The 20,886-nt window shown below is 71.4% G+C and carries 21 protein-coding genes and 1 tRNA gene; 13 read left to right on the top strand and 9 right to left on the bottom strand.

The features are described 5' to 3' along the window. Positions 1 to 2: 2 nt before the first annotated feature. A complete protein-coding gene (locus tag ACIGJI_RS10625) occupies positions 3 to 662 on the bottom strand; it encodes an SDR family oxidoreductase (RefSeq protein WP_363446687.1) in 660 nt (219 codons plus the stop codon). A gap of 102 nt (positions 663 to 764) precedes the next feature. Next, a complete protein-coding gene (locus ACIGJI_RS10630) occupies positions 765 to 2,216 on the bottom strand; it encodes a DUF6421 family protein (RefSeq protein WP_363446689.1) in 1,452 nt (483 codons plus the stop codon). A gap of 72 nt (positions 2,217 to 2,288) precedes the next feature. Between ACIGJI_RS10630 and ACIGJI_RS10635 the strand changes: the two genes are divergently transcribed. The 3 genes from ACIGJI_RS10635 to ACIGJI_RS10645 all read left to right on the top strand — a co-directional run bounded on the left by ACIGJI_RS10635 (position 2,289) and on the right by ACIGJI_RS10645 (position 4,104). Continuing rightward, a complete protein-coding gene (locus tag ACIGJI_RS10635) occupies positions 2,289 to 2,747 on the top strand; it encodes an Lrp/AsnC family transcriptional regulator (RefSeq protein ID WP_363446691.1) in 459 nt (152 codons plus the stop codon). 61 nt (positions 2,748 to 2,808) lie between these two features. Beyond that, complete coding sequence (locus ACIGJI_RS10640; RefSeq protein WP_363446693.1) at positions 2,809 to 3,099, top strand: DUF4287 domain-containing protein; 291 nt, start codon at positions 2,809 to 2,811, stop codon at positions 3,097 to 3,099. Positions 3,100 to 3,135: 36 nt separating this feature from the next. Continuing rightward, positions 3,136 to 4,104: a 1,4-dihydroxy-2-naphthoate polyprenyltransferase gene (locus tag ACIGJI_RS10645; RefSeq protein ID WP_187662303.1), complete on the top strand. Its 969-nt coding sequence runs from the start codon at positions 3,136 to 3,138 to the stop codon at positions 4,102 to 4,104. A 309-nt stretch (positions 4,105 to 4,413) separates the two neighbouring features. Here the strand turns inward: ACIGJI_RS10645 and ACIGJI_RS10650 are convergent, their stop codons facing one another. Both ACIGJI_RS10650 and ACIGJI_RS10655 read right to left on the bottom strand, forming a co-directional pair. Beyond that, on the bottom strand, positions 4,414 to 4,704 hold the full coding sequence (locus ACIGJI_RS10650) for a DUF4229 domain-containing protein (protein ID WP_259954334.1): 291 nt from the start codon (positions 4,702 to 4,704) through the stop codon (positions 4,414 to 4,416). 9 nt (positions 4,705 to 4,713) lie between these two features. Then, on the bottom strand, positions 4,714 to 5,607 hold the full coding sequence (locus ACIGJI_RS10655; RefSeq protein ID WP_363446696.1) for a hypothetical protein: 894 nt from the start codon (positions 5,605 to 5,607) through the stop codon (positions 4,714 to 4,716). Between the two features lie 401 nt (positions 5,608 to 6,008). On the opposite strand from ACIGJI_RS10655, the gene ACIGJI_RS10660 reads away from it, so the two are divergent. The 5 genes from ACIGJI_RS10660 to ACIGJI_RS10680 all read left to right on the top strand — a co-directional run bounded on the left by ACIGJI_RS10660 (position 6,009) and on the right by ACIGJI_RS10680 (position 11,891). After that, positions 6,009 to 6,989 (top strand): glycosyltransferase family 2 protein, encoded by a 981-nt coding sequence (locus ACIGJI_RS10660; RefSeq protein ID WP_363446698.1) that lies wholly within the window; start codon positions 6,009 to 6,011, stop codon positions 6,987 to 6,989. After that, positions 6,986 to 8,350: a polysialyltransferase family glycosyltransferase gene (locus tag ACIGJI_RS10665; RefSeq protein WP_363446700.1), complete on the top strand. Its 1,365-nt coding sequence runs from the start codon at positions 6,986 to 6,988 to the stop codon at positions 8,348 to 8,350. The genes ACIGJI_RS10660 and ACIGJI_RS10665 overlap by 4 nt, the downstream gene beginning before the upstream one ends. An 11-nt stretch (positions 8,351 to 8,361) precedes the next feature. Continuing rightward, positions 8,362 to 9,522, top strand: coding sequence for an acylneuraminate cytidylyltransferase (locus ACIGJI_RS10670; RefSeq protein WP_363446702.1), 1,161 nt, complete (start codon positions 8,362 to 8,364; stop codon positions 9,520 to 9,522). 93 nt (positions 9,523 to 9,615) lie between these two features. Further along, positions 9,616 to 10,488 carry an N-acetylneuraminate synthase family protein gene (locus tag ACIGJI_RS10675; protein WP_197971849.1) on the top strand — a complete coding sequence of 291 codons (873 nt, stop codon included), beginning with the start codon at positions 9,616 to 9,618 and terminating at the stop codon, positions 10,486 to 10,488. After that, on the top strand, positions 10,485 to 11,891 hold the full coding sequence (locus tag ACIGJI_RS10680; RefSeq protein ID WP_363446704.1) for a DUF6716 putative glycosyltransferase: 1,407 nt from the start codon (positions 10,485 to 10,487) through the stop codon (positions 11,889 to 11,891). Before ACIGJI_RS10675 ends, ACIGJI_RS10680 begins: the two co-directional genes overlap by 4 nt. Before the next feature lie 7 nt (positions 11,892 to 11,898). Here ACIGJI_RS10680 and ACIGJI_RS10685 read toward each other — a convergent pair whose 3' ends face one another. Further along, positions 11,899 to 12,726 (bottom strand): SDR family oxidoreductase, encoded by an 828-nt coding sequence (locus ACIGJI_RS10685; protein ID WP_187664219.1) that lies wholly within the window; start codon positions 12,724 to 12,726, stop codon positions 11,899 to 11,901. A gap of 220 nt (positions 12,727 to 12,946) precedes the next feature. Between ACIGJI_RS10685 and ACIGJI_RS10690 the strand changes: the two genes are divergently transcribed. Both ACIGJI_RS10690 and arfB read left to right on the top strand, forming a co-directional pair. Next, positions 12,947 to 13,022: transfer RNA gene (locus ACIGJI_RS10690), tRNA-Met, on the top strand. A 38-nt stretch (positions 13,023 to 13,060) separates the two neighbouring features. After that, complete coding sequence (arfB, locus tag ACIGJI_RS10695) at positions 13,061 to 13,501, top strand: alternative ribosome rescue aminoacyl-tRNA hydrolase ArfB (RefSeq protein ID WP_187662297.1); 441 nt, start codon at positions 13,061 to 13,063, stop codon at positions 13,499 to 13,501. Here the strand turns inward: arfB and ACIGJI_RS10700 are convergent. After that, positions 13,467 to 14,132, bottom strand: coding sequence for a TetR/AcrR family transcriptional regulator (locus tag ACIGJI_RS10700; protein ID WP_292794148.1), 666 nt, complete (start codon positions 14,130 to 14,132; stop codon positions 13,467 to 13,469). The two genes, arfB and ACIGJI_RS10700, sit on opposite strands and share 35 nt — an antisense overlap. Before the next feature lie 70 nt (positions 14,133 to 14,202). Here ACIGJI_RS10700 and ACIGJI_RS10705 point away from each other — a divergent pair, with 70 nt between their 5' ends. Continuing rightward, positions 14,203 to 15,486 carry an MFS transporter gene (locus ACIGJI_RS10705; protein WP_259955216.1) on the top strand — a complete coding sequence of 428 codons (1,284 nt, stop codon included), beginning with the start codon at positions 14,203 to 14,205 and terminating at the stop codon, positions 15,484 to 15,486. Positions 15,487 to 15,517: 31 nt separating this feature from the next. On the opposite strand, the gene ACIGJI_RS10710 is transcribed toward ACIGJI_RS10705, so the two are convergent. From ACIGJI_RS10710 to ACIGJI_RS10720, 3 genes are all read right to left on the bottom strand, one after another. Next, positions 15,518 to 17,590, bottom strand: a complete 2,073-nt coding sequence (locus tag ACIGJI_RS10710; protein ID WP_292794160.1) for a bifunctional lysylphosphatidylglycerol flippase/synthetase MprF — start codon at positions 17,588 to 17,590, stop codon at positions 15,518 to 15,520. Positions 17,591 to 17,639: 49 nt separating this feature from the next. Continuing rightward, positions 17,640 to 18,293, bottom strand: a complete 654-nt coding sequence (locus tag ACIGJI_RS10715; protein ID WP_292794163.1) for a thioredoxin domain-containing protein — start codon at positions 18,291 to 18,293, stop codon at positions 17,640 to 17,642. A 64-nt stretch (positions 18,294 to 18,357) separates the two neighbouring features. After that, entirely contained in the window at positions 18,358 to 18,783 is a 426-nt protein-coding gene (locus tag ACIGJI_RS10720; protein WP_292794166.1) for a hypothetical protein, read from the bottom strand. A 74-nt stretch (positions 18,784 to 18,857) separates the two neighbouring features. Here ACIGJI_RS10720 and ACIGJI_RS10725 point away from each other — a divergent pair, with 74 nt between their 5' ends. Further along, on the top strand, positions 18,858 to 19,208 hold the full coding sequence (locus tag ACIGJI_RS10725) for a PLD nuclease N-terminal domain-containing protein (RefSeq protein WP_101848410.1): 351 nt from the start codon (positions 18,858 to 18,860) through the stop codon (positions 19,206 to 19,208). A gap of 14 nt (positions 19,209 to 19,222) precedes the next feature. After that, positions 19,223 to 20,872: a 2-succinyl-5-enolpyruvyl-6-hydroxy-3-cyclohexene-1-carboxylic-acid synthase gene (menD, locus tag ACIGJI_RS10730; protein ID WP_259955228.1), complete on the top strand. Its 1,650-nt coding sequence runs from the start codon at positions 19,223 to 19,225 to the stop codon at positions 20,870 to 20,872. Positions 20,873 to 20,886: the final 14 nt, after the last annotated feature.

Consider the following 20,886-nt stretch of genomic DNA (forward strand, 5'->3'; position numbering starts at 1 on the left):
ACTCAGCCCAGGTCGAGCACGCGGTCGTTGAGGTCGGCGGCGCTGGTGTCCCAGAGCCCGACGAGACGCGCGGCGAGGGCATCGGGATCGAGCGCCTTGGCGCGGAACACGACGGCAGCGGCGCGTAGCGGTTCGTCGGCTTCGCGGGCCGTCTTGGCGTACCCCTGGGCGACGGCACGGGTCCAGGCTTCGCTCGCCGCCTTGACCGCCGCGTAGTTCGCTCCGCCGGCGAGGGGCCGTGCGACGGCGGTGGACGACACGATCGCGAACCGTCCGGCGGCCGAGGCGCGGAGACGGCCGTCGAAGGCCCGGCTCGTCGCCCGCACCGCTTCCAGCGCCGGAAGCAGCGCCGCGAAGTCCTCGTCGGTCTGCCCGGCGAGTCCGCCTCCACCTCGCCAGCCGCCCACGAGGGGCACGACCGCATCGACCGTCTCGAGCCGCCCGGCGAGCGCCGTCATGTCGGCGAGGGAGGTCGCGTCGGCGACCGCCGTCTCGGCGCCCGCCTCGGCCAGGGCGCGTAGTCGCTCGGACGTACGGCCGGTGGCGACCACCCGGGCGCCGGCATCGCGCAAGGCCCTCGTCGCCGCCAGTCCCGCTGCGCTCGTGGCCCCCGCCAGCACGACCACGCGGCCCTGCGCTTCCCGGCTCGTCGGCGTCGTCATGCGGTGTCCTCTCGGTCGGAGATGCCTCTGCGGCCGGACCCGGGATCCGGGTCTCCGGCCGCAGAGGTGGTGCGCCCCAGCGTCACAACGGAGCGGTGCGGATCAGTCGTCCGTGCCGCGGATGCCGACCGTCGACTCGATGACCGGCTTCATCTTCTTGTCGAGCGTCTCGAAGAACATCGACAGCGGGAACTCGTCGTCCAGGACCGCGTCCGTGTAGCCCTTCGGTGCCCCGGCGAGGATCTCGTCCGACAGTCCGCGGGCCCACTGCGACGCGGGGTGCGGCGTCAGCGTGCTGCGGACCAGCTCGTAGGCGGCGAGCCAGTGCGCGACCTTGGGGCGGTCGATCGAGTGCCAGTACAGATCGTCGATCGCGTCACCGAGCGCCACGACGGCGTCTGGCACGTTCTCCCAGTCGAAGGCGAGCGCCGTGTCGGTCCAGTGCAGCACGCCGCGCTGGTGCAGCCACGCGAACAGGAGCTGGCCACCCACCGCGTCGTAGTTGCGCACGCGCGTGCCGGTGATGGCGAAGCGGAAGATGCGGTCGAAGATCACGGCGTACTGCACGAGGTGCGCGTACTCGTGCATCTCCCGCTCGGTCTCCGTGAGCTCTTCGCCCGCGGCGACCCGGGCATCCAGCGCCCGCTCGATCTTCACCGACTCACGGAACGCCGTCATGTCGCAGCGCATCTCTTCCAGCGAGTAGAGGAAGAACGGCATCCGCTGCTTGATCATGAACGGGTCGAAGGGCAGGTCTCCGCGCATGTGCGTGCGGTCGTGGATGATGTCCCACATCACGAAGGTCTTCTCGGCGACCTCCTGGTCCTCCAGCATCGCCGCCGCGCGCTCGGGGAGGTCGAGGTTGGTGATCTCCGAGGCCGCACGGACCACGCGGCGGTAGCGGGCGGCCTCGCGGTCCTGGAAGATCGCGCCCCAGGTGAACGTCGGGATCTCGCGCATGGCGACGGTCTCCGGGAAGAGCACGGCGGAGTTCGTGTCGTAGCCGGGCGTGAAGTCCACGAGCCGAAGCGAGACGAAGAGCTTGTTGCCGTAATCGCCGGCCTCGAGCGCGGCGATGAACTCCGGCCAGATGGTCTCGACGATGAGCGCCTCGACCAGGCGCTCGCTCGAACCGTTCTGGGTGTACATCGGGAAGACCACGAGGTGGCGGATGCCGTCGACGCGATGCTGCTGCGGCTGGAAGGCCACGAGCGAGTCGAGGAAGTCTGGCACGCCGAAGCCCTCGGCCGTCCAGCGCTCGAAGTCGGCGATGGAGGCGGAGAGGTAATCCGCGTCGTGGGGGAAGGCGGGGGCGAGGGCCCGGATCGCGGCGGTGATCTCCCCGACGAGCGCGGTCGCCTGGTCCAGGGTCGCCGAGCTTGTCGAAGCGCCAGGGATCGAGCCGTCCTTGATCTGCAGCTCGCGGATGGCGATCGCCGCCTGCTTGAGCTGCGCCCAGGCGGCGGAGTTCTCGACGATCGACGCATCTTCGACGACCTCGGGTTCGCCGACGATGGCCTGAACAGCGGAACTGTTGGCGGAAACGAGGGACATCGGAACCTCCGATCGCAGTGAAAAACGGAAAGATTCCGGTGATAAGGGAATCCTGACGATAATCTTACAGCTATGGATGATTCTGTCGACCGTGCGATCCTGGCGACCATCTCCCGTGACGGGAGGGCGACGCTGTCCCAGCTCTCCGAGGCCGTCGGGCTGTCCGTGTCGGCGGTGCAGTCCCGGTTGCGGCGACTCGAGACCCGCGGCGTCATCACCGGCTACCGGGCGATCCTGGACCCGGAGCAGGCGGGGACTCCGCTGTCCGCCTTCATCGAGATCACGCCACTCGATCCGGCCCAGCCCGACAACGCCCCCGAGCTCCTGGAGCACCTCGACGCGATCGAGGCGTGTCACTCCATCGCCGGCGACGCGAGCTACATGCTGTTCGTCCGCGTACCGACGCCGCGCGACCTGGAGCAACTCGTCCGCGACGTCCGGCTCGCGGCGAACGTGAGCACCCGCACGACCGTGGTCCTGCAGACCTACTACGAGCACCGGCCCATCATCCCCATCGCGTCCGCCGAGTAGACCGGGCGACGTGGGATCATCATCCAGACGTTCCTCGACGGGGCGGAGAGTGGAGAGAACCATGTCCTTCCAGGCATACCTCGACAAGGTCGAGACCCAGACCGGCCTCACGCCGCGGCAGTTCATCGCCCTCGCCCACGAGCAGGGGTTCGACGAGAGCACGAAGTCCACAGTCGTCCTCAACTGGCTCAAGCAGGAGTACGGGCTCGGTCACGGCCACGCGCAGGCCATGGTCCACGTCATTCTGAAAGGGCCGAAGATCAGCGACAAGCACGTCGGCACGTCCGGGGCGCACGCCGACAAGACCGACGAGCTCTGGCTCGACGGCAAGGACAGCAACCCGCACCGCTGAGCTCGCCGCCTCGCCGCGACGACTAGGATTCCGTGGGTGGCAGCATCCTCCCAGCGCAAGAAGAAGTCCGGTCGGCGCACTCCGCCGCGCACCAGCGGAAACCCGGCCAAGCGGCCGGTCGTCGAAGCGGGTCCCGTGACGATCGGCGACTGGATCGGTGCGGCGCGTCTGCGCACGCTGCCCCTCGCGATCGCCCCCGTCGTCATCGGTACGGGAGCCGCACGCAGCACGGGTCCGGAGTTCCACTGGGTGATTGCGCTCGCGTGCCTCGCTGTGGCGGTCCTGCTGCAGATCGGCGTGAACTTCACCAATGACTACAGCGACGGCATCCGCGGCACCGACGCCCATCGGGTCGGCCCGGCGCGGCTCACGGCCTCCGGCCGCGTGAAGCCGCGCACGGTGCTCGTCATCGGCCTCGTCTTCTTCGCGCTCGCCGCCGTGGTCGGTGTGGCGATCGTCGTCCGCACCGGGCAGTGGTGGATGCTCGCGGTCGGCGCGGCCTGCATCGTCGCCGCGTGGTTCTACACCGGCGGGAAGAGGCCCTACGGGTACTACGGCCTCGGCGAGGTCTTCGTCTTCGTGTTCTTCGGGCTCGTGGCCACCCTCGGTACCACGTGGGTGCAGGTCTTCATGCTCCCGCAGCAGGCCTGGCTGGGAGCGATCGCCGCCGGACTGTTCGCCTGCGCGGTGCTGCTGGCCAACAACCTCCGCGACATCGATCAGGACCGCGAGGTCGGCAAGCGCACCCTGACGGTCCTCATCGGCCGCCGCGCCACGCAGGTCCTCTTCACGCTCTTCGTGCTCGTGCCGTTCGGCATCGCCGTGTTCCTCGCGCTGCTGTTCCCGATCGCCTGGATCTCCCTGCTCGCGCTGCTGGCCGGGCTTCCCGCGATCGTGATCGTCTGGACCTACCGTCAACCGCGGGAACTGGTCATCGCCCTCGCGCTGACGTCGCTCACCTCGCTGCTCTACGCCGGCGCCCTGTTCTGGGCCTTCGCCGGCTGACTCCGCTCCCCGTCTCCCGTCGGGCACAACTTCGGAGCTCGCGACCGACACGCCGTCGTCTTGGTCCTCTCCCCGGCGCGTCGTGCGATCGCTCCGAAGTCGTGCGCGGTGACCCCCGCACAGGGGCCGAGATGTCGGTCGAACCTATGGCTTAGCCGAGAGTTTTAAGACCGAGTCCAACAATGGAGACGCGGACAGGGCCGGTCACGACTTCGGAGACGGTGGACGACACGCCGCGTTGATGACCGCGCGGGCGGCGTGCCGCGGCGGATCTCCGAAGTTGTGCGCGGGTGCGCGAGGCGGAAAGCGTCAGGGGCGCTCGTCGGGGGAGCGGTCGACGAGTTCGTCTTCGGCGTCGGCGTCGGCCTGCTGTCCGGAGACCTTGCCCTGCCGGCGCTCGTGCAGACGCGCGGAGGCGTCCGAGAGCGGGGTGCGCAGGAAGAGCATCGAGATGCTCGCGCCGATGAGGGCGGCGAAGATCGCGGCGAGCCACCAGAACTCGCGGAAGATCGGGAAGAAGAACCACAGGATGGCCAGCGGGACGAGGAACGCCAGCAGGCGCAGCACGGTGTAGACGAGGAGGGGGGCGGGCTTCTTCACCCCCTCAGTCTACGTTCGCGGTCCCGTGGCCCCGCCGGGAACCCGGAGCCCGAGGCTGACGAAGGGGATGCCCCGCACCACGCGCCGCCACGGATGCTCACCCAGCGTCCACAGCAGCTCGTCGTCGGGGTCGAGGGCCAGATCCTCGCAGCCGACGGGCAGAGCCATCGGGTGCCGGGTGAGCGCATCGTGGCCGCCGGACCACAGCACCCCGGGCCGGAGGTGATCGGACTGCGAGACGAGGTAGCGGTCACCCCACCGCACGGCTCCCTGCATGTGCCGGATGCCCGGAGTGAAGCGCTCGAGTTCGACGAAGCCGTCGTCGGGTCCGAGGGGGATAGTGAACTCGCCGACCTCTCCCGTCTCCTGACCCCGGTACTCGCCGATGAGCACGCGGGGGAGCGGCGTCCCGTCCTCGTCGAACACGCGACCGAGAAAGGAACACCGCAGCGTCACCGGGTGGCGACGGGTCCGCACGGCCACCACCGTCGTACGCCGATCGCGGCGCCGTCGACCGCCGCGCACCCGCTGGGCATCGGTGCCGTGCACCCGCCGGAGCGCACCGAGGTCGAACTCCCAGATGCCCTGCCCGGTGGCGGCCGCGAACAGGCGGTCGCCGAACCAGGCGAGTCCTCCCGCATGGATCGGTGCGGGCTGCAGGACGCCGTCGTCGTCGGCGACGGCCAGCACGATGTCGAGGCGGCGGGCGCGTTCGCGATCCACGAGGGTCACGCGCGAGGCGAGGTGGCGCCCCGACGGGTCCTGGCGGAACCAGCTCACCGCGAGAGCGCGTCGTCCGCGGCGCTCGCCGACGTCGATGCCCTGGGGGTACCAGCGCTGGGTCCACGACCGTGCCGTGAGCCAGCGCAGCTCGATGCCTCCGACGCGCTGGCGCCGCCACATCGGGCGCCATATCGTGCTCCAGGGCCACCGCATCCGTCCATCGTCGCCGATCCGGAGGCTCGGCGCGAATTTTCACGGATTGACCTAGGCCGATTCGCGCGATCGAACAGACGGTTGTATCGTGTTACGTGTTGAGTGCTGATCTTCATGGAGTCGCTCTCGACGACGCCTCGCGGTTCGCTGGTGGGGGCCAGTACCGCCGCGGGGTGGCCGTCGCCTCACGGTGACGGTTCACCGGGTGTTCGCATCCGGCAGTGCAACGCACTGGGGGTGTGGCTCGTTCGGGTGCGGGCCACACCTCAGCGTTCACCTCGCGCGTCACCGGACGTTCACCGCACGGTCGCTCTCCGGCCACCGTCGCCTGCCACGATGACGAGCCCATCGCCCACTCCGGGAGCTCCGTGCGCACGCCCCTCGTCACCGTCATCCTGCCTGCGAAGGACGCCGGCCCGTACATCGGCACCACCCTCGAGACGCTCACCCGGCAGTTCGACGATCCCGCCGCTCTGAAGCTCGTGGCCATCGACGACGGCTCCCGCGACGAGACCGGCGCGCTCATGGCGCACTATGCGGAGCGGTTCCCGCACGCCCAGGTGCTGCGGAACGCCGAGCCGCGCGGGCTGGCGTCGGCACGCAACCAGGGGCTCGCCCACGTCGAGGGCGAGGCGTTCTGCTTCGTCGACGGGGACGACTGGATGCAGCCGCAGCGCCTCGCGGTCCTCGCCGCGCGCCTGCGAGAGCTCCGGTGCGACTTCCTCCGGACGGATCATGTCACCGTCACCGGGATGCGGCGTGCGCTCGTCCGGGCTCCGTATCCGTGGAGGGAGCGGGTCGGGCCACCCCGGGAGGCGATCCTTCCGGTCGATGAGCCGAGCATGGTGGACTACCCCTTCGCCTGGGCGGGACTCCTGCACCGCCGTGTGCTCGACCGTGGGCTCGCCGCGTTCCCCTCCGGCCTCTTCACGGCCGAGGACCGCCCGTGGATCTGGCGCCTGCATCTGGAAGCGGCCTCGTTCGCCGTGGTGGACGCCCCGGCGCTGCTCTACCGCCGAGGCGTCGAGACGTCGCTCACGCAGGTGCACGATCGCCGCCAGCTCGACTTCGCCCCCGCGCTGGCGGAGGTGATCGAGCTCGTCCGGAAAGACCGCGATGCCGACCGCTTCCTCCCGAAGGCCGTCTGGACCGCGCTCGCCCTCAGCGCGCATCACCTGGTGCGCTCGCGGCGCATGGCGCCACCCGTGCGTCGCGAGATGCGGAGGCGGATCCGCACACTGCTGCACGACCTCCCGGCGGCGGAGGTCGCCACGGTGCTCGCCCGGCTCGATGGTCCGCGACGTCGGGTGCTCGCGCGCAGCCTGCGCGGCGGAGGCCACGCGACATGACCCGCCTCTTCGCCCTGCACAGCGCCTACGGACTCGCGACCGCGGCCGCCGCGATCGATGCGGGCCTGCTCGACGCGGGCTCCGGCGCGGGCGCTCACGCCCCGGAGCGGGTGCTCGTGCCGTTCACCTCGTCGCGGGTCCCGGAGACGGTCGTCGGCATCGACACGGATCCCGCGCTGCACTCCCTCCGCGGCCGGTTCCATCGTGTCGAGCCGTTGGCCGACGTGCTGGGACCCCTGCATCCGAGCGCCTGGGAACCCGCGGACGCCGACCTCCCGGTGCTGGGGCGACTCCTCGCGCGAGCGTGGCGGCTCGACCCGCGGGAGATCGAGCTCTTCGTGCAGAGCCCCCAGGTCGCACCGGCCCGTACTCTCCTCTCCCTGTTCCCCGAGGCGCGGGTGACCATCGTCGGCGACGGCCTCATGACCTACGCGCCGATGCGGGTACGGCTGCCGCACGCGGTCACGGCGCGGATCGAACGGGTCGTGTACGCCGACGTGGTGCCCGGTGTCCGTCCGCTGGTGGCCTCTCCGCACGCGGTGGCGGTCCCGGTGCCTCCGGAGTCCTTCGCGGCAGCGCTGCAGGAGACGGGAGAGTCGTCGCAAGGGTCGACCGCCGCAGGGCCGGCGACCGTGCTCGTGCTGGGACAGTACCTCGCGGCCCTCGGTCTGATGACCGCGACGGAGGAGGTCGCGCTCCAGCAGCGTCTGGTCGACCGGGCGGCGGAAGAGCTCCCGGAGCGGATCGTCTTCAAGCCCCATCCCGCAGCACCGCCGCAGCTCGCCCACGCCGTGCGCGCTCATGCGGAGAGTCGCGGTCTGGCGTTCGTGGAGGACCGCGGTCGTCTTCCTGCCGAACTCCTGGCGGAGCGCCTCGACGCGCGCGCCGTCGTGGCGACCTTCTCGACGGCTCTGCCCACGGTCCGCACCCTGTTCGGGCGGAGGATCGGCGCCGCGGGCGCGACGGAGCTGCTCCGCACCCTGACCCCGGTGGAGAACAGCAACCGCATCCCCCTGACGATCGTCGATGCGCTCACACGGACACTCTCCCCCTACGCCGATCCGGATCGGTTGCAGCTCCTCGTGGACGCGGTGGGCTACACGATGCAGCCGGAGATCGCGGGGCACCTTCGAGCCAGGGCGGAGGAGCTGCTGGACGGCTTCGACCACGAGGAGCGTCGGCGGTACTTCGCACCGGAGCGGCTGACCGCGCTCGCCCTCCCCGGGCGGTCGGCGCCGCGGGGCGTGCACCGCCTGCTGGCTCCGCGCGGCGGCGTGGGACGGATAGAGGAATGGCGGCTGTCCGCTGTCGGCGCCCGACGCCGCGCCGGCCGTGCCTGGCGGGAGATCCGCGGACGATGAGGAGACACGACATGGACGAGCGCCTGCAGACGACGGTGGCGATCATCCCCGCGCGGGGCGGATCGAAGCAGATCCCGCGGAAGAACCTCGAGCGTGTGGGAGGTGTCCCCCTCGTCGCCAGAGCCGTGCACGCCGCGCGGGCGGCGGCGTGCTTCGACCTCGTGATCGTCTCGACCGACGACGACGAGATCGCCGTGGCGGCCGAGGAGGCGGGCGCGCGGGTGATCCGGCGGCCGGTCGAGCTCTCCGGAGACACCGCGACCTCGGAGGCGGCGATCCTCCATGCGCTCGATGAGCTGGAGCGCGAGGGTGAGCGGTTCGAGGTCGTCGCGTTCCTGCAGGCCACCTCGCCCTTCCTCCCGAGCGCCGCGTTGGCCGATGCCGTCGCCGAGGTGCAGCAGGGAGAGTCCGACAGCGTCTTCTCCGCCGTCGAGACCTACGGTTTCCTCTGGCGCCGGGGGGTCGACGGCACGGCCGAGGCGATCAACCACGAGGCCGGCCACCGCCCTCGCCGCCAGGACCGAGAGCCGCACTATCTGGAGACCGGAGCCTTCTACGTGTTCCGGGTCGACGGATTCCGCGCCCACCGCCACCGCTTCTTCGGGCGGATCGGGATCGCCCCCGTGTCCGAGGAGACCGCGATCGAGATCGACGATGCCGCGCAGCTTCAGGCCGCACGGGCCCTTGCCGTTCTGCATGAGAGCCCGGTGCGGATCCCCGTCCGCGCCGTGGTCACCGACTTCGACGGGGTGCATACCGACGACACGGCGATCATCGACGCGGATGGCGGAGAGCGGGTGCGGGTCAGCCGGGAGGACGGGATGGGCGTCTCGCTCCTGCGGCGGGCGGGGGTGCCGATGCTGGTCCTTTCTACCGAGGTGAACCCCGTGGTGCGAGCCCGAGCCGACAAGCTCCGCGTCCCCGTCCTGCACGGGATCGCCGACAAGGAGGCCGCGCTGCGGCAGTGGGCGCAGGAGCAGGATGTGGCGCTCGCCGACGTCGCCTACCTCGGTAACGACGTCAACGACCTTCCCGCCATGCGGATCGTGGGCTGGCCGGTCGCCGTCGCGAACGCCCACCCGCTCGTCCGTGCGGAGGCGCGCGTCGTGCTGGGGAGGCGAGGCGGCGACGGGGCCGTGCGGGAGCTCGTCGAACGGGTGTTGTCGAGCTGACCGCCCCCGGTAACCGTCCGGTCGATCGGTGTTCACCCGCGGCCCGTACTCAGGAAGGACGGGGCGGTTGACCGTTCGACGACCGGAGGAATCATGACTGTCAGCATCGGATCGCACGTGATCGGCGGCGGCCGTCCCGCCTACGTCATCGCGGAGATCGGCCTCAACCACAACGGCGACGTCGACATCGCCAAGCGCCTCATCGACGTCGCGGCCCGAGCCGGCGCGGACGCGGTGAAGTTCCAGAAGCGCACGCCCGAGATCTCCACCCCGGAGCACATGCGCGACGTGCCGCGAGAGACGCCGTGGGGCACCATGAGCTACCTCGACTACCGGCGCCGAGTGGAGTTCGGCCGCGACGAATACGTCGAGATCGGCGACCACGCGACGATGCAGGGCCTGGACTGGTTCGCCTCGCCGTGGGACGTGCCGAGCGTCGCCTTCCTCGAAGACCTCAACGTCGTGGCGCACAAGGTCGCGTCGGCGAGTCTGACCGACACCGAGCTGCTCGTCGCGCTGCGCGAGACCGGGAAGCCGGTCATCCTCTCGACGGGCATGTCCACCATGGAGCAGATCGACCGCGCGCTGGACACGCTCGGCACCGACCGTGTCGTCCTCATGCACGCGACCTCGACCTATCCGCTCGAGCCCGAGGAGGCGAACCTGCGGGTGATCGCGACCCTGCGGGACCGCTATCCGGGGATCCCGGTCGGCTATTCGGGACACGAGCGCGGCCTGCAGATCTCCCTCGCCGCGGTCGCGATGGGAGCCGTCGCCGTGGAGCGCCACATCACCCTGGACCGGACGATGTGGGGTTCTGATCACGCCGCATCCCTGGAGCCCGGGGGCCTGGAACACCTGGTCCGCGACATCCGTGTCATCGAGAGCGCGGTGGGCGACGGCGTCAAGCGCGTCTTCGACAGCGAGCGCGCGCCGATGGCGAAGCTCCGCCGCGTGCCCGCATGACCGCCGGCGCCGGGATGCGCGTCGTCGCCATCGCGGACGCCGACTCGTTCGTGAAGTGGGCGGCATCGTTGCTGGGGGCCGTGCCCGACCTGCGATCGCAGCTCCTGCTGGTACGCACGCCGTTGACGGTGAGCGCCGGGCAGCAGGATGCGGCACTGGCGGGCACCGGCTTCGGCGCCGCCGACGTCACGCGGCTCGACTTCGAGCGCGTGGCCGGATGGCTCGAAGTCCAGCGCCCGGACGTGGTGCTGCTCGCCGGGCGGGGACCGTTCGTCCGCCTCCTGGGCCGAGTCGTCGATGCATTGCGGCATCGTCCGGTGACCGTCTCGGGGCTCCCCGGCATGGCGATCCCCGCCCAGCGCGGGGCGCTCGACTACCGGCGACACACCGACCTGCTGATCGTGCACTCGCACCGCGAGCGCCGTGCCTTCGCCGAGCTCGGCGAGCGCATCGGGGTGCGGACGCCGCTCGCTCTGGCGACCCTGCCCTTCGCGCGGGGTCGCGAGCGGTGGAGTGGCAGCCGTCTCCGGGTGTCCGCGGCGGCCGGAGTGCTCTCCGGGGGTGCGGGCGGCATCGCTCTGGCGGAACGTCCTGTCGACGGAACACCCGCGGCGGTCCGTCGGCCCGGGGCGACGGACGTCGTCTTCGCCGCGCAGGCCCTCGTGCCCCGACGGCCGGAGGAGCGCGCAGCGATCACCGCCATTCTCGTGCGCGCCGCGGAGGCCGATCCGTCGCGCCGGGTGGTCGTCAAGGTGCGGTCCCGGCCGGGGGAGGCCGAGACCCACCTCGACCGTGATCCGTACATCCGTCTCTTCCCGGCGGGCCGCCCGGCGAACCTCGTGTTCTCGCACGCGCCGATGGCGACGGTGCTCGACTCCGCCGCCGGTCTGGTCACGGTGAGCTCGACGGCGGCGGTCGAGGCGCTGGCCCACGGGGTCCCTGTGATCGCGCTCGACCGCTTCGGGGTGCGCAAGAGTCTCCTCAACACGGTCTTCATCGGCAGCGGTCTGCTGGGCGGCGCGGGCGAGGTCGTCGCCGGCCGGTTCCGCCACCCGCACCCGTCCTGGCTCCGCGACAACTACTTCCACCCGGAGTCGGAGGCGGACTGGTGGGATCGGGTGCAGGAGCTCGTGGCGCTGCGTCGGGCCGGTGCTCTGCCGCATCGACGGGTGCCCGCGGCCCGGGGCGGGGCGCTGCACGAGGCCTGGCATCGCGCGAGCGTGCTCGGCCGCGCGGACCGCTCCCTCACCGGCCGCCTCGCGCTCGCCGCAGGCGTGCCTGCGACGCATGCGCTCTCCGCCCTGCGTTCGGGCCGCCACCGGTCCGCCCAGGACACCTGGGCGGACCCGACCACGGACTACACGCTGGAACCGAACCCGTTCCGGGACTCGATCCGCCGCTGACCTGCGCTCAGACCGTGCGCCAGTCGTGGCTCTCGATCGCCGCGCCCGCCTGCGGTCCCATCTGCAGCATGCCGCCGTCGATCACGACCGAGGCCCCCGAGATGTAGGCGGCCTCCGGCGAGGCGAGGAAGGCGATCAGCGCAGCGACCTCGCGGGCATCGCCAGGGCGTCCGAGCGGGATGCCGGGGCGGTCCTCGGCGTGCGGGTCGGTGTCCGTCTGCCCCGTCATCGGGGTCGCGATCTCACCCGGGGCGACGCTGACGGCGCTGATCCCGTACCGGCCGAGCTCGAGCGCGAGGTTCTTCATGAGCCCGCCGAGGCCGTGCTTGGCCGTGTCATACGCGCTCGCCCCCACCATCGGCTGGTGCTCGTGCACGCTGGTGACGGAGATGAGTCGTCCGCCCCGACCTGCGGCGACCATCGACCGGGCCGCCCGCTGCAGGCAGACGAAGGCTCCGGTGAGGTCGGTGTCGAGCACCCGGTTCCACTCGTCGAGCGTCACGTCGAGGAACGGGGTCTGGAGCCCGGCGCCGGCGTTGTTGACGAACACATCGACGCCGCCGAGCTCCGCGATCAGCCCGTCGATCACGTCGCCGCAGGCGGGGATGTCGGAGACGTCGAGCTGCGTCACCACCGCCCGGGCGCCGTGACTGCGCACCTCGTCCGCGGTCTCCTGGGCCCCGGCCTCGTCGCTGTGCCACGTGATGCCGACGTCGATGCCCGCCGCGGCGAGGGCCACGGCGGTCGCGCGGCCGATGCCGGAGTCGGCCCCGGTCACGATCGCGCGGCGGGCCTCGGCCTCCAGCCGCGCCTGCGGATCCCCGGCCTCCGCCATCGGCGTCGGGGTCTTGTCGTTGTGCTGAGATTCGGACATGTCGGCCTCCTGCTCGGACGTCATCGGTGCGAGCGACGGTACGGGGAGGGTCGGGAGTGGTCGAACCGGTTGACGACGAGCGGCGGCGACGCTAGCCGTCCTCGTCATCCGGCGACTCATGGTGTTATCCCAGGCAACGGTCCTGGCGGGGAGGATCACGGCCGGGTAACGTCATCCCCATCGCGGCGATCCGGGCGGTCCCGGGCCCCGGCTCATATCCGGAGGCGTTGCGGGTTCGACTCCCGCCGTCGCGTCCACTCGGCGCTCGCGGCCGTTCATCCTCGATGATGGAGGCATGCCTTCCGCCCCTCGCCCCGGACTCCGCGTCTCCGCGGGTCTGACGATCCCGGAGGCCGAACTGTCGTGGCGTTTTTCGCGATCGTCGGGGCCGGGCGGTCAGGGCGTGAACACCACGGACTCCCGGGTGGAGCTGGTCTGGGATGCGGCGAACTCCGCGGCCCTGTCGCCGACGCAGCGCGACCGGCTCCGGGAGCGGCTCCGCGGGCGCCTGGTCGACGGTGTGCTGACGATCGCCGCGTCCGAGCACCGCGCGCAGCTGCGCAATCGGGAAGCGGCCAGAGAACGGCTCGCTGCGCTCGTCGCGGAGGCCGTGCGTCCGCCGGCGCCGACGCGGCGGGCGACGAAGCCGAGTCGAGGGTCGAAGGAGCGTCGGCTGACGGCGAAGCATCGCCGCACCGACGTCAAGAGCCTGCGGCGGCGCCCCCGCGAGGACTGAGGTCCGGACCCGTTCGTGCGCTCCGCGAGCCGGCGAGCTGCTCCTCGATAGGGGCCCAGCCGTGTTCGAGGAGTGTCGAGCCGGCGTCGAGCACGCTCTGCTGATCGTCGCTCTCGGTGACGAGGATCTGCATCTGCAGGACGAACCGCGCGTACACGCGGACCTCGGGGGTGGGGGCCGGGATGTCGAGCTCGTCGGCGATGGCCTCGGCGAGCGCGTCCTCGTGGCGCAGCCACATCTTCGACGCGTAGTCCCGGAGCGCCGGCGTCTCGTTGAGGAAGCGCAGGAAGATGCGGGCCACGTCGTCGCCGTGCTCATCGAGGTTGGCGGCGATCTCGGCCGCATAGAAGTCGTGGATGGCCTTGTTGATCGTCACACCGGTCGACCGGCCGCGCACGGCCGAGACGAGGCGGTCGCGCTGCTCGTCGTCCTCGTCGAAGACCAGCGCCTCCTTCTGCGGGAAGTGGGCGAACACGGTGGTAGGGGAGACATCGGCGGCGTCCGCGACCTCGCGGATGCTGACGTTGTCGAACCCGCGCTCCAGGAACATCCGGGTGGCCACGTCGGAGATGTTCTTGCGGGTCGCGGCCTTCTTGCGCTCGCGGCGACCCAGGGGCGGGGGCGTCGTCATGCGGCCACCCTATCGTGCACTGGACCAGAAAGTGTATTGACACCAAAACTGGTATCACTACACTTTCGGTATGACTTCACCTCGTTTTCCCGTTCGCGACGCCGGCCGCGCGTGGGTCATGCTCGTCGTCCTGACGATGCTCACGGTCATCGGCATGACCGTCGTCCTGCCCGTGCTGCCGTTCGTCGTGCTGCAGTACGTCGCGCACGAACACGACCTCGCCCTCTGGGTCGGGGTGCTGGAAGCGGTCAACGGGCTGTGCGCCTTCCTCGCCGCACCGCTCCTCGGGCGGCTCTCCGACCGGTTCGGACGACGACCCGTCATCATCGTCGCGGCGTTCGGCGCAGCCTTCTCGATGGCGCTGTTCGGCGTGGGCGGGGCGATCTGGGTGCTCGTGCTCGCCCGTGTCATCCAGGGGCTGACGGCCGGAGACCTCCCTGCCCTGTTCGCCTACCTGGCCGACATCACGCCGCCCGAGAAGCGCGCGCAGCGCTTCGGTTTCCTCGGCGCACTGACCGGCATCGGCACCATGATCGGTCCTGCCATCGGCGGTCTGCTCGCCGCGATCGATCTCCGTCTGCCCGTCTTCCTCACTGCGGCGGTCGGCCTCACGATCGCGATCCTCAGCATCTTCCTGCTGCCGGAGAGCCTGCGACCGGAGAACCGGATCGCCAGGATCGCCCTCCGCGACGTCCAGCCGTTCGGCGTGTTCCGCACCGCCTTCGGCCGCCCCGAGCTCCGCGGGCTGATGATCGCGTTCGCGCTGCTCGCGCTACCGTTCGGGTTCTTCGTGAACAACTTCAGCGTCCTCGCCCTCGACGCCATCCAGTGGGGGCCGACGCAGATCGGCCTGCTCACGGCGGGGGTCGGCATCATCGACATCCTCATCCAGGGGGTGCTGCTGGGCTTCCTTCTCCCGCGGATGGGGGAGCGCGGCGTGATCGTCAGCGCCATCGTCGCGCAGGCGATCGGTCTCGCCGGCCTCGCAGTCGTGGCCTCGCTGCTCGCCCAGCCGTGGCTCTTCATCGTCGGTGCGCTGATGCTCGCCGCCGGTCAGGGCGCTGCCCAGGCCGCGATGGACGGCGCGATGTCCAACGCCGTGGGCGACGACGAACAGGGCTGGCTCGGAGGTGCCACCCAGTCCCTCAACGCCGCGATGAGCACCGTCGCCCCGTTGATCGCGGCCGCCCTCTACACCGCTGTCAGCCATGCCGCGCCGTACGGGCTCGGCGTCGGGATCATGGTCGTCGCCGCGCTCGTCGTCGCGCGGGCGCACATCGCGAACACGGCGAAGCGTCCGGCTGCGGAGACTCGGGATGGCGTCGCCGGGGAAGTGGCCGAGGCGCGGGCCTGAGTCCGGCGACGCGCGGGCCCGGGCGCGAGGATCAGTGCTCGCCGCGGACGAGCTCCAGCCCGGCCCCGGCGAACTGCCGCAGCGTGGCGTCGGGGAGGAAGGCCCGGGTGAGCGCTCCGCCGATGCGGGTGAGGTCGCTCTCGTCGCGGAAGAGGAGGTACATGGTCTCGTAACGGGGGTGGAACTTCTCCTTGAAGCGGTGCAGCGAGCGGAAGCCGTACACGGGCTCGAGCGCATCGGCGAGCCGGTCGCTCAACGCGGCGATCACACCGGCGTCCGGCGGGTAGTCGTGCGCGAGGGGAGCGCCGGAGAGCGACATGAACTCGGCTCCCTCCTCCGAGAACTGCTGCGCGGAGGCGCCGATCAGATACTCCATCACCGGTCCGAAACCGCCCTCGCGACGCCGCATGAGGTCGAGGGTCCAGCCGCGGACCACCCCGCCCTCCCCGTACACGGGCAACCACGAGAGGAAGCCGTCGACGTCGCCGTTCGGAGCGATCGCGAGGGCGAGCCGCACCTCGGGGTCCTCCGCCTCCTCCAGGGTTCCCAGGGTGAACCGCATCTCCGGAAGGTCCTTGTCGCCGACCCACGCCTCGGAGATCCCACGGAGCTGCTGACGGAGGCCCCAGGTCTCCGCCGCGAGATGGGTGAGCCGGAAGGTCATCTGCTCCCGCCCGGCCCGGTTGAGCGATGTGCGCACCGGCTGCCAGCGTTTGCCGGTGAAGGTGAGGCCGGGAAGGTCGACGATCGTGTCGTCCGCCACCACGAGGCTGCGCCACGTCTCCGGGATTGCCGCCCTCGTCGCCTCGTCCGCGCTGAAGAAGCAGGGGACGAGGCCCGCGTCCTCTGCCGTGCGGATGAAGTCACGGACCGCGGCGAACCGGGACTCCGCCGGGCCGATCGGATCGGCGAGGGCCAGGGCGACGCCGTTGCGGCGCTGGTACGCGACGATCCCGCCGTCCACGCGGGCATAGCCGTTGCCTTCCCATGTCGTCATCCAGGAGAGCGTGCCCCCGCCATGTGCCCGCAGTTCGCGCCGGAGTTCGTCTCCCGTCGGGGCAGGCTGCCGGCCGAGCGCCGTCGAGCGGCGCGCACGGAAAGCCCGGCGTACCGCGATCAGATAGGTGAGCACCAGCGCCCAGAGGATCCCGGTGGCGAGCGTGAGTTCGGTCTCCGCATCGATCACCGTCTCGAGCTGTGCCTCGCTCGTGAGGATGATGAGGACCAGCACGAGCGTGGCGGCGAGCACGTTGAGCGGGCCGAGGATGACGGCGACGACCCACGCCCAGCGGCGACCGCGCCGCAGGCCGTTCGCGATGAAGAGGATCACCGCGACGTCGATCGCCGTATCGATGAAACCGCCCGAAGCGGGATCGGTGGGACCGAACGGGCCGTCGGTCGGCACGAGGACCGTGATGATCTCGATGGCCACGAGCGTGAGCACCGCCATCACGGCGATCAGTCGCTGCTCCCGGACCGTGGTGCGCCGCACGCGGAGACTCCGGTCCACGAAGAGGATCAGCAGGACCGCGAACAGGTGCTCGAGGTCGGCCAGCTCTCCCCAGAACATCATCGCGACGAACACGAATCCGAGGAGCACCAGCCACGCGCGCACCCGCCAGGGCGGACGGAACAGGCCGACGGCGGCGGCGATGCAGGCCATGGTCCCGCCGGATGCGCCGACGTCGAGGGCCTGCGCCTGAGTCTGCGCCCACGCCCACGGAAGCTGCGATACGAGGAGGAGGAACAGAGCCGTCGCGAAGATCGCGAAGAGCTGCCCGACCGTGAAGTAGGCGAGGGCGACCCGGGTGCCGCGGCGGTGCTCCAGGTAGCCCATGCCCCAGAACCCGGCGATGGTGAAGAGGTACACCCAGGGTTCGTTGACGAAGAACGTCCCCGTGACCGGCGTCCACCACTTGCCCTCGGCCAGGCTCGGCAGCCCGTAGGCGACGGCGGGGAAGAGCGCCGAGTCCTCGAACGGCCGCCACAGTCCCTGCCAGATCACGCCCGTGAGCAGGACCAGGCCGATCATCGTCAGCGTCGCCGGCGTGGTCCGCAGGGCCCCGAACAGGAGACGGGCCGACGAGGGGCGCTCCGAGGTCATGCGCTCAGCGTAGAGGTGGGGCCGCCGCACGGCGACCCCACCGCCCGACTCACTCGTCGATGGCCGCCGCGATCGCCTCCTCCAGGTCGTTCCACTCGACGAGCTCGACCTTCTCGCCGTCGACGAAGAACGTCGGGGTGCTGCTCACCCCCAGCCGCTCGCCGTCGCGCTTGTCCTGCTGCACGCGGGCGAGGGTGGCGGGGTCCGCGACCGCGGCGTCGTACGCGGCCAGGTCGAGCCCGAGCTCCTCGGCGAACGCGCGGAACACCTCCGGCGTCTCCGTCGACTGCTCGCCCCACTGGGCCTGCGTCTCGAACAGACGGTGGAACATCTCCTCGTAGCGGTCCTGCTGTGCGGCGGCCTCGGCGGCCAGCGCGGCCTGCGTCGAGTTCACATGCCCCGGCAGCGGGAAGTACCGGGTGACGTACCGGATGTCGCCGTCGTAGGTCGCGCGCAGCTCCTCCACGATCGGGTAGAACGCGCCGCAGGCCTCGCACTCGAAGTCGAGGAACTCGACGACCGTGACGGCGTCGGGGCCCCCATCATCGAGGACGTGGGAGTCGGTGCGGACGGTGGGCAGCTTCTCGCCGGCTTCGGGATCGGGCTTCGCGGGCTGCTGGCTGAGGGCGTAGACGATGCCGGCGACGAGCAGCACGACGGCGACGGCGACGGCGATCAGGGTCGCCTTGACGGGGGTCTTCATGGGGTCTCCAAACACGGGGGATACGACGAGGGGTGCCGCGGAAGCGGCGGGAGCCGGTGTCGGATCAGGTGCGGGAGATGGAGAGCTGGACGAGCGAGACCGCGGGGAGGAGCGGGCGAGGGCCGGCGCGGAGGCGTGCGGTCGCCCGGGGCAGGAGACCGCGGAGACGGACGCCGCCGCGGGTGCGCAGGTGCCGGAGGAGCAGGACGAGGGCGACGCAGCAGAGGGCCGCCACCGCGCACGCCGCCGCATCGGAAGCCAGATCGGCCGAGGGGCCATCGACGATCGGGACTCCGGCTGCCGTGGCGTCGGCGGGCTGCGAGACGCCGGGGGCGAGGCACAGGGTCGCATGCGGATCCACCGACCCGTGGGAGGCCGACCAGGCACCGACGACGAGGAGGAGCGCGAGGCCGACGGCGATCATGATCCGGCTCGGCAGGATCCGCTCGGCGCGCGCTCGCGGCGTCGGGACGGGGGCGAGGGGCGGCATGTCCCGCGCAGTCTAGCAACGGGGCCTTTGCCGTCTCCGGGCCCGACCGGCCCCGACGTGCCTAGACTGGAGGGGTGGCGAGACTACTGATCATCGGCGGCTTCCTCGCCGCCGTGTTCTGGGTGTACAGCATCGTCGACTGCGCCGTGCAGCCGGCGACGCGGCACCGCGGCGTGCCCAAGGCCGCCTGGGTCGCCATCGTCGTCCTCATCCCCGTCATCGGCGGGATCCTCTGGTTCGTCATCGGCCGTCGCCGGGCGAACGACCAGGGTGTGCCGCGCACCGTCGCCCCGGACGACGACCCCGCGTTCCTCCGCAGCATCAGCAAAGCGGAGCAGGACGCCCGGATCCGTCGCCTCGAGGAGGAGCTCGCGCGGCTCGACGAGGAGACCGACGAGCCGCCCGCCGCGGATCCGCGCCCGTGACCTCGTCGCCGGCGATGGAGGCCGCGGCCTCCCTGTTCGCCGACCTCGTGTCCCACGGCGTGCGTGACGTCGTCCTCTCGCCGGGGTCGCGTTCGCAGGCTCTTGCGCTCGCCGCGGCGGCCTTCGCCGACGAGGGCCCGCTCCGCGTGCACGTGCGGATCGACGAGCGGGTCGCCGGATTCACCGCCCTGGGCATCGCCAGGGAGACCCGCGTCCCCGTCGCGGTCGTGTGCACCAGCGGCACGGCCGTCGCGAACCTCCTCCCGGCCACGATGGAGGCCTTCCACTCCGGAGTGCCGCTGCTGCTGCTCACCGCGGATCGGCCTCCCGAGCTGCGGGGGGTCGGTGCGAATCAGGCCACCGTCCAGGAGGGGCTCTTCCACCCCTGGGTGCGGGCGCAGATCGACGCCGCCGTCCCCGGGGACGGCGACTGGGACGGCCTCGCCGCGCGAGTGGTCGCCCTCGCGCTCGGAGCGGCGGATGCCGAGTCCGGGCTTCCCGGCGTGGCCGGCCCCGTGCACCTGAACCTGCCCTCCCGCGAGCCGCTGTCGGGCGCGATGCCCTCACGCACGCTGACACCGGGGGAGCCGCCGCGGCTTCCGGAGCCGGAGGCGTTCCCGCTGGAGCGCGGTCCCCGGACGGTCGTCCTGGCGGGCGCCGATGCGGGCGCTGAGGCGGAGGAGGTCGCCCACGTCGGCGGCTGGCCGCTCATCGCGGAGATCGTCAGCGGCGCGCGATTCGGGCGCCAGGTGGTCCACGGGTACCGGCGGCTGCTGTCCCGCGACGACCTCGGCGGGCGCATCGAGCGGGTGGTCGTGCTGGGCCACCCGACGCTCAGCCGCGAGGCCGCGCGCCTGCTCTCCCGCGCGGACGTGGAGGTGGTCGCGGTCCGCAAGGGCGGCGAGGAGCTGAACCTCAACCACCGCACGCGCGCCGTCGCGGCCGTCGCGGTCGCCCCGGGGGAGACCGACAGGGAGTGGCTCGGAGCGTGGATGCGGGCCGCCGCCGCCGAGGCCGTGGATCTCAGTGAGAACGCGCCCGACACCGAAGGGCTCTCCTCCACCGACGTCGCCGCCCGCCGCGTCGCCGTGCGCGCGGAACTCGACGCCGTGCGCCGCCCGCTCGACCGCGAGCGCCTCGTGGATGCGGTGTGGCGGGCCACCTGGCCGCACGACCGCCTCGTGTTCGGATCGTCGCGCCTGGTCCGCGTCGCCGACGAGGTGCTCGGCGGCAAGAAGGTCCCCGTTCACGCCAACCGCGGACTCGCCGGGATCGACGGCACGATCGCCACCGCCACGGGCGTCGCGGTCGCGAGCCAGGCCGCCGGGGCGCCGGGTGTGACCCGGGTGCTGCTCGGCGACCTCGCGTTCCTCCACGACGTCGGTGCGCTGCTGTTCCCGAGTGACGAGACGGAGCCGCGCCTCCAGGTCATCGTCGGCAACGACGGAGGCGGCACGATCTTCGACGGCCTGGAGGTGGCGGGCACCGCCCCCTCCGCGCACCTGGATCGTGTGTTCTACACCCCGCACGGTGTCCGCCTGGAGCACCTCGCGCTCGCCTACGGCTGGGAGTATCAACGGGTCACCACGCGCACCGCTCTCGACCAGGCGCTGACGACGCCGCGCGGCGGTCGCCAGATCATCGAGGTGCCGCTGCCGCGGTGACTGGCATCATGTGC

The organism is Microbacterium sp. NPDC064978 (genome assembly GCF_044543605.1).
GTDB lineage: Bacteria > Actinomycetota > Actinomycetes > Actinomycetales > Microbacteriaceae > Microbacterium > Microbacterium meiriae.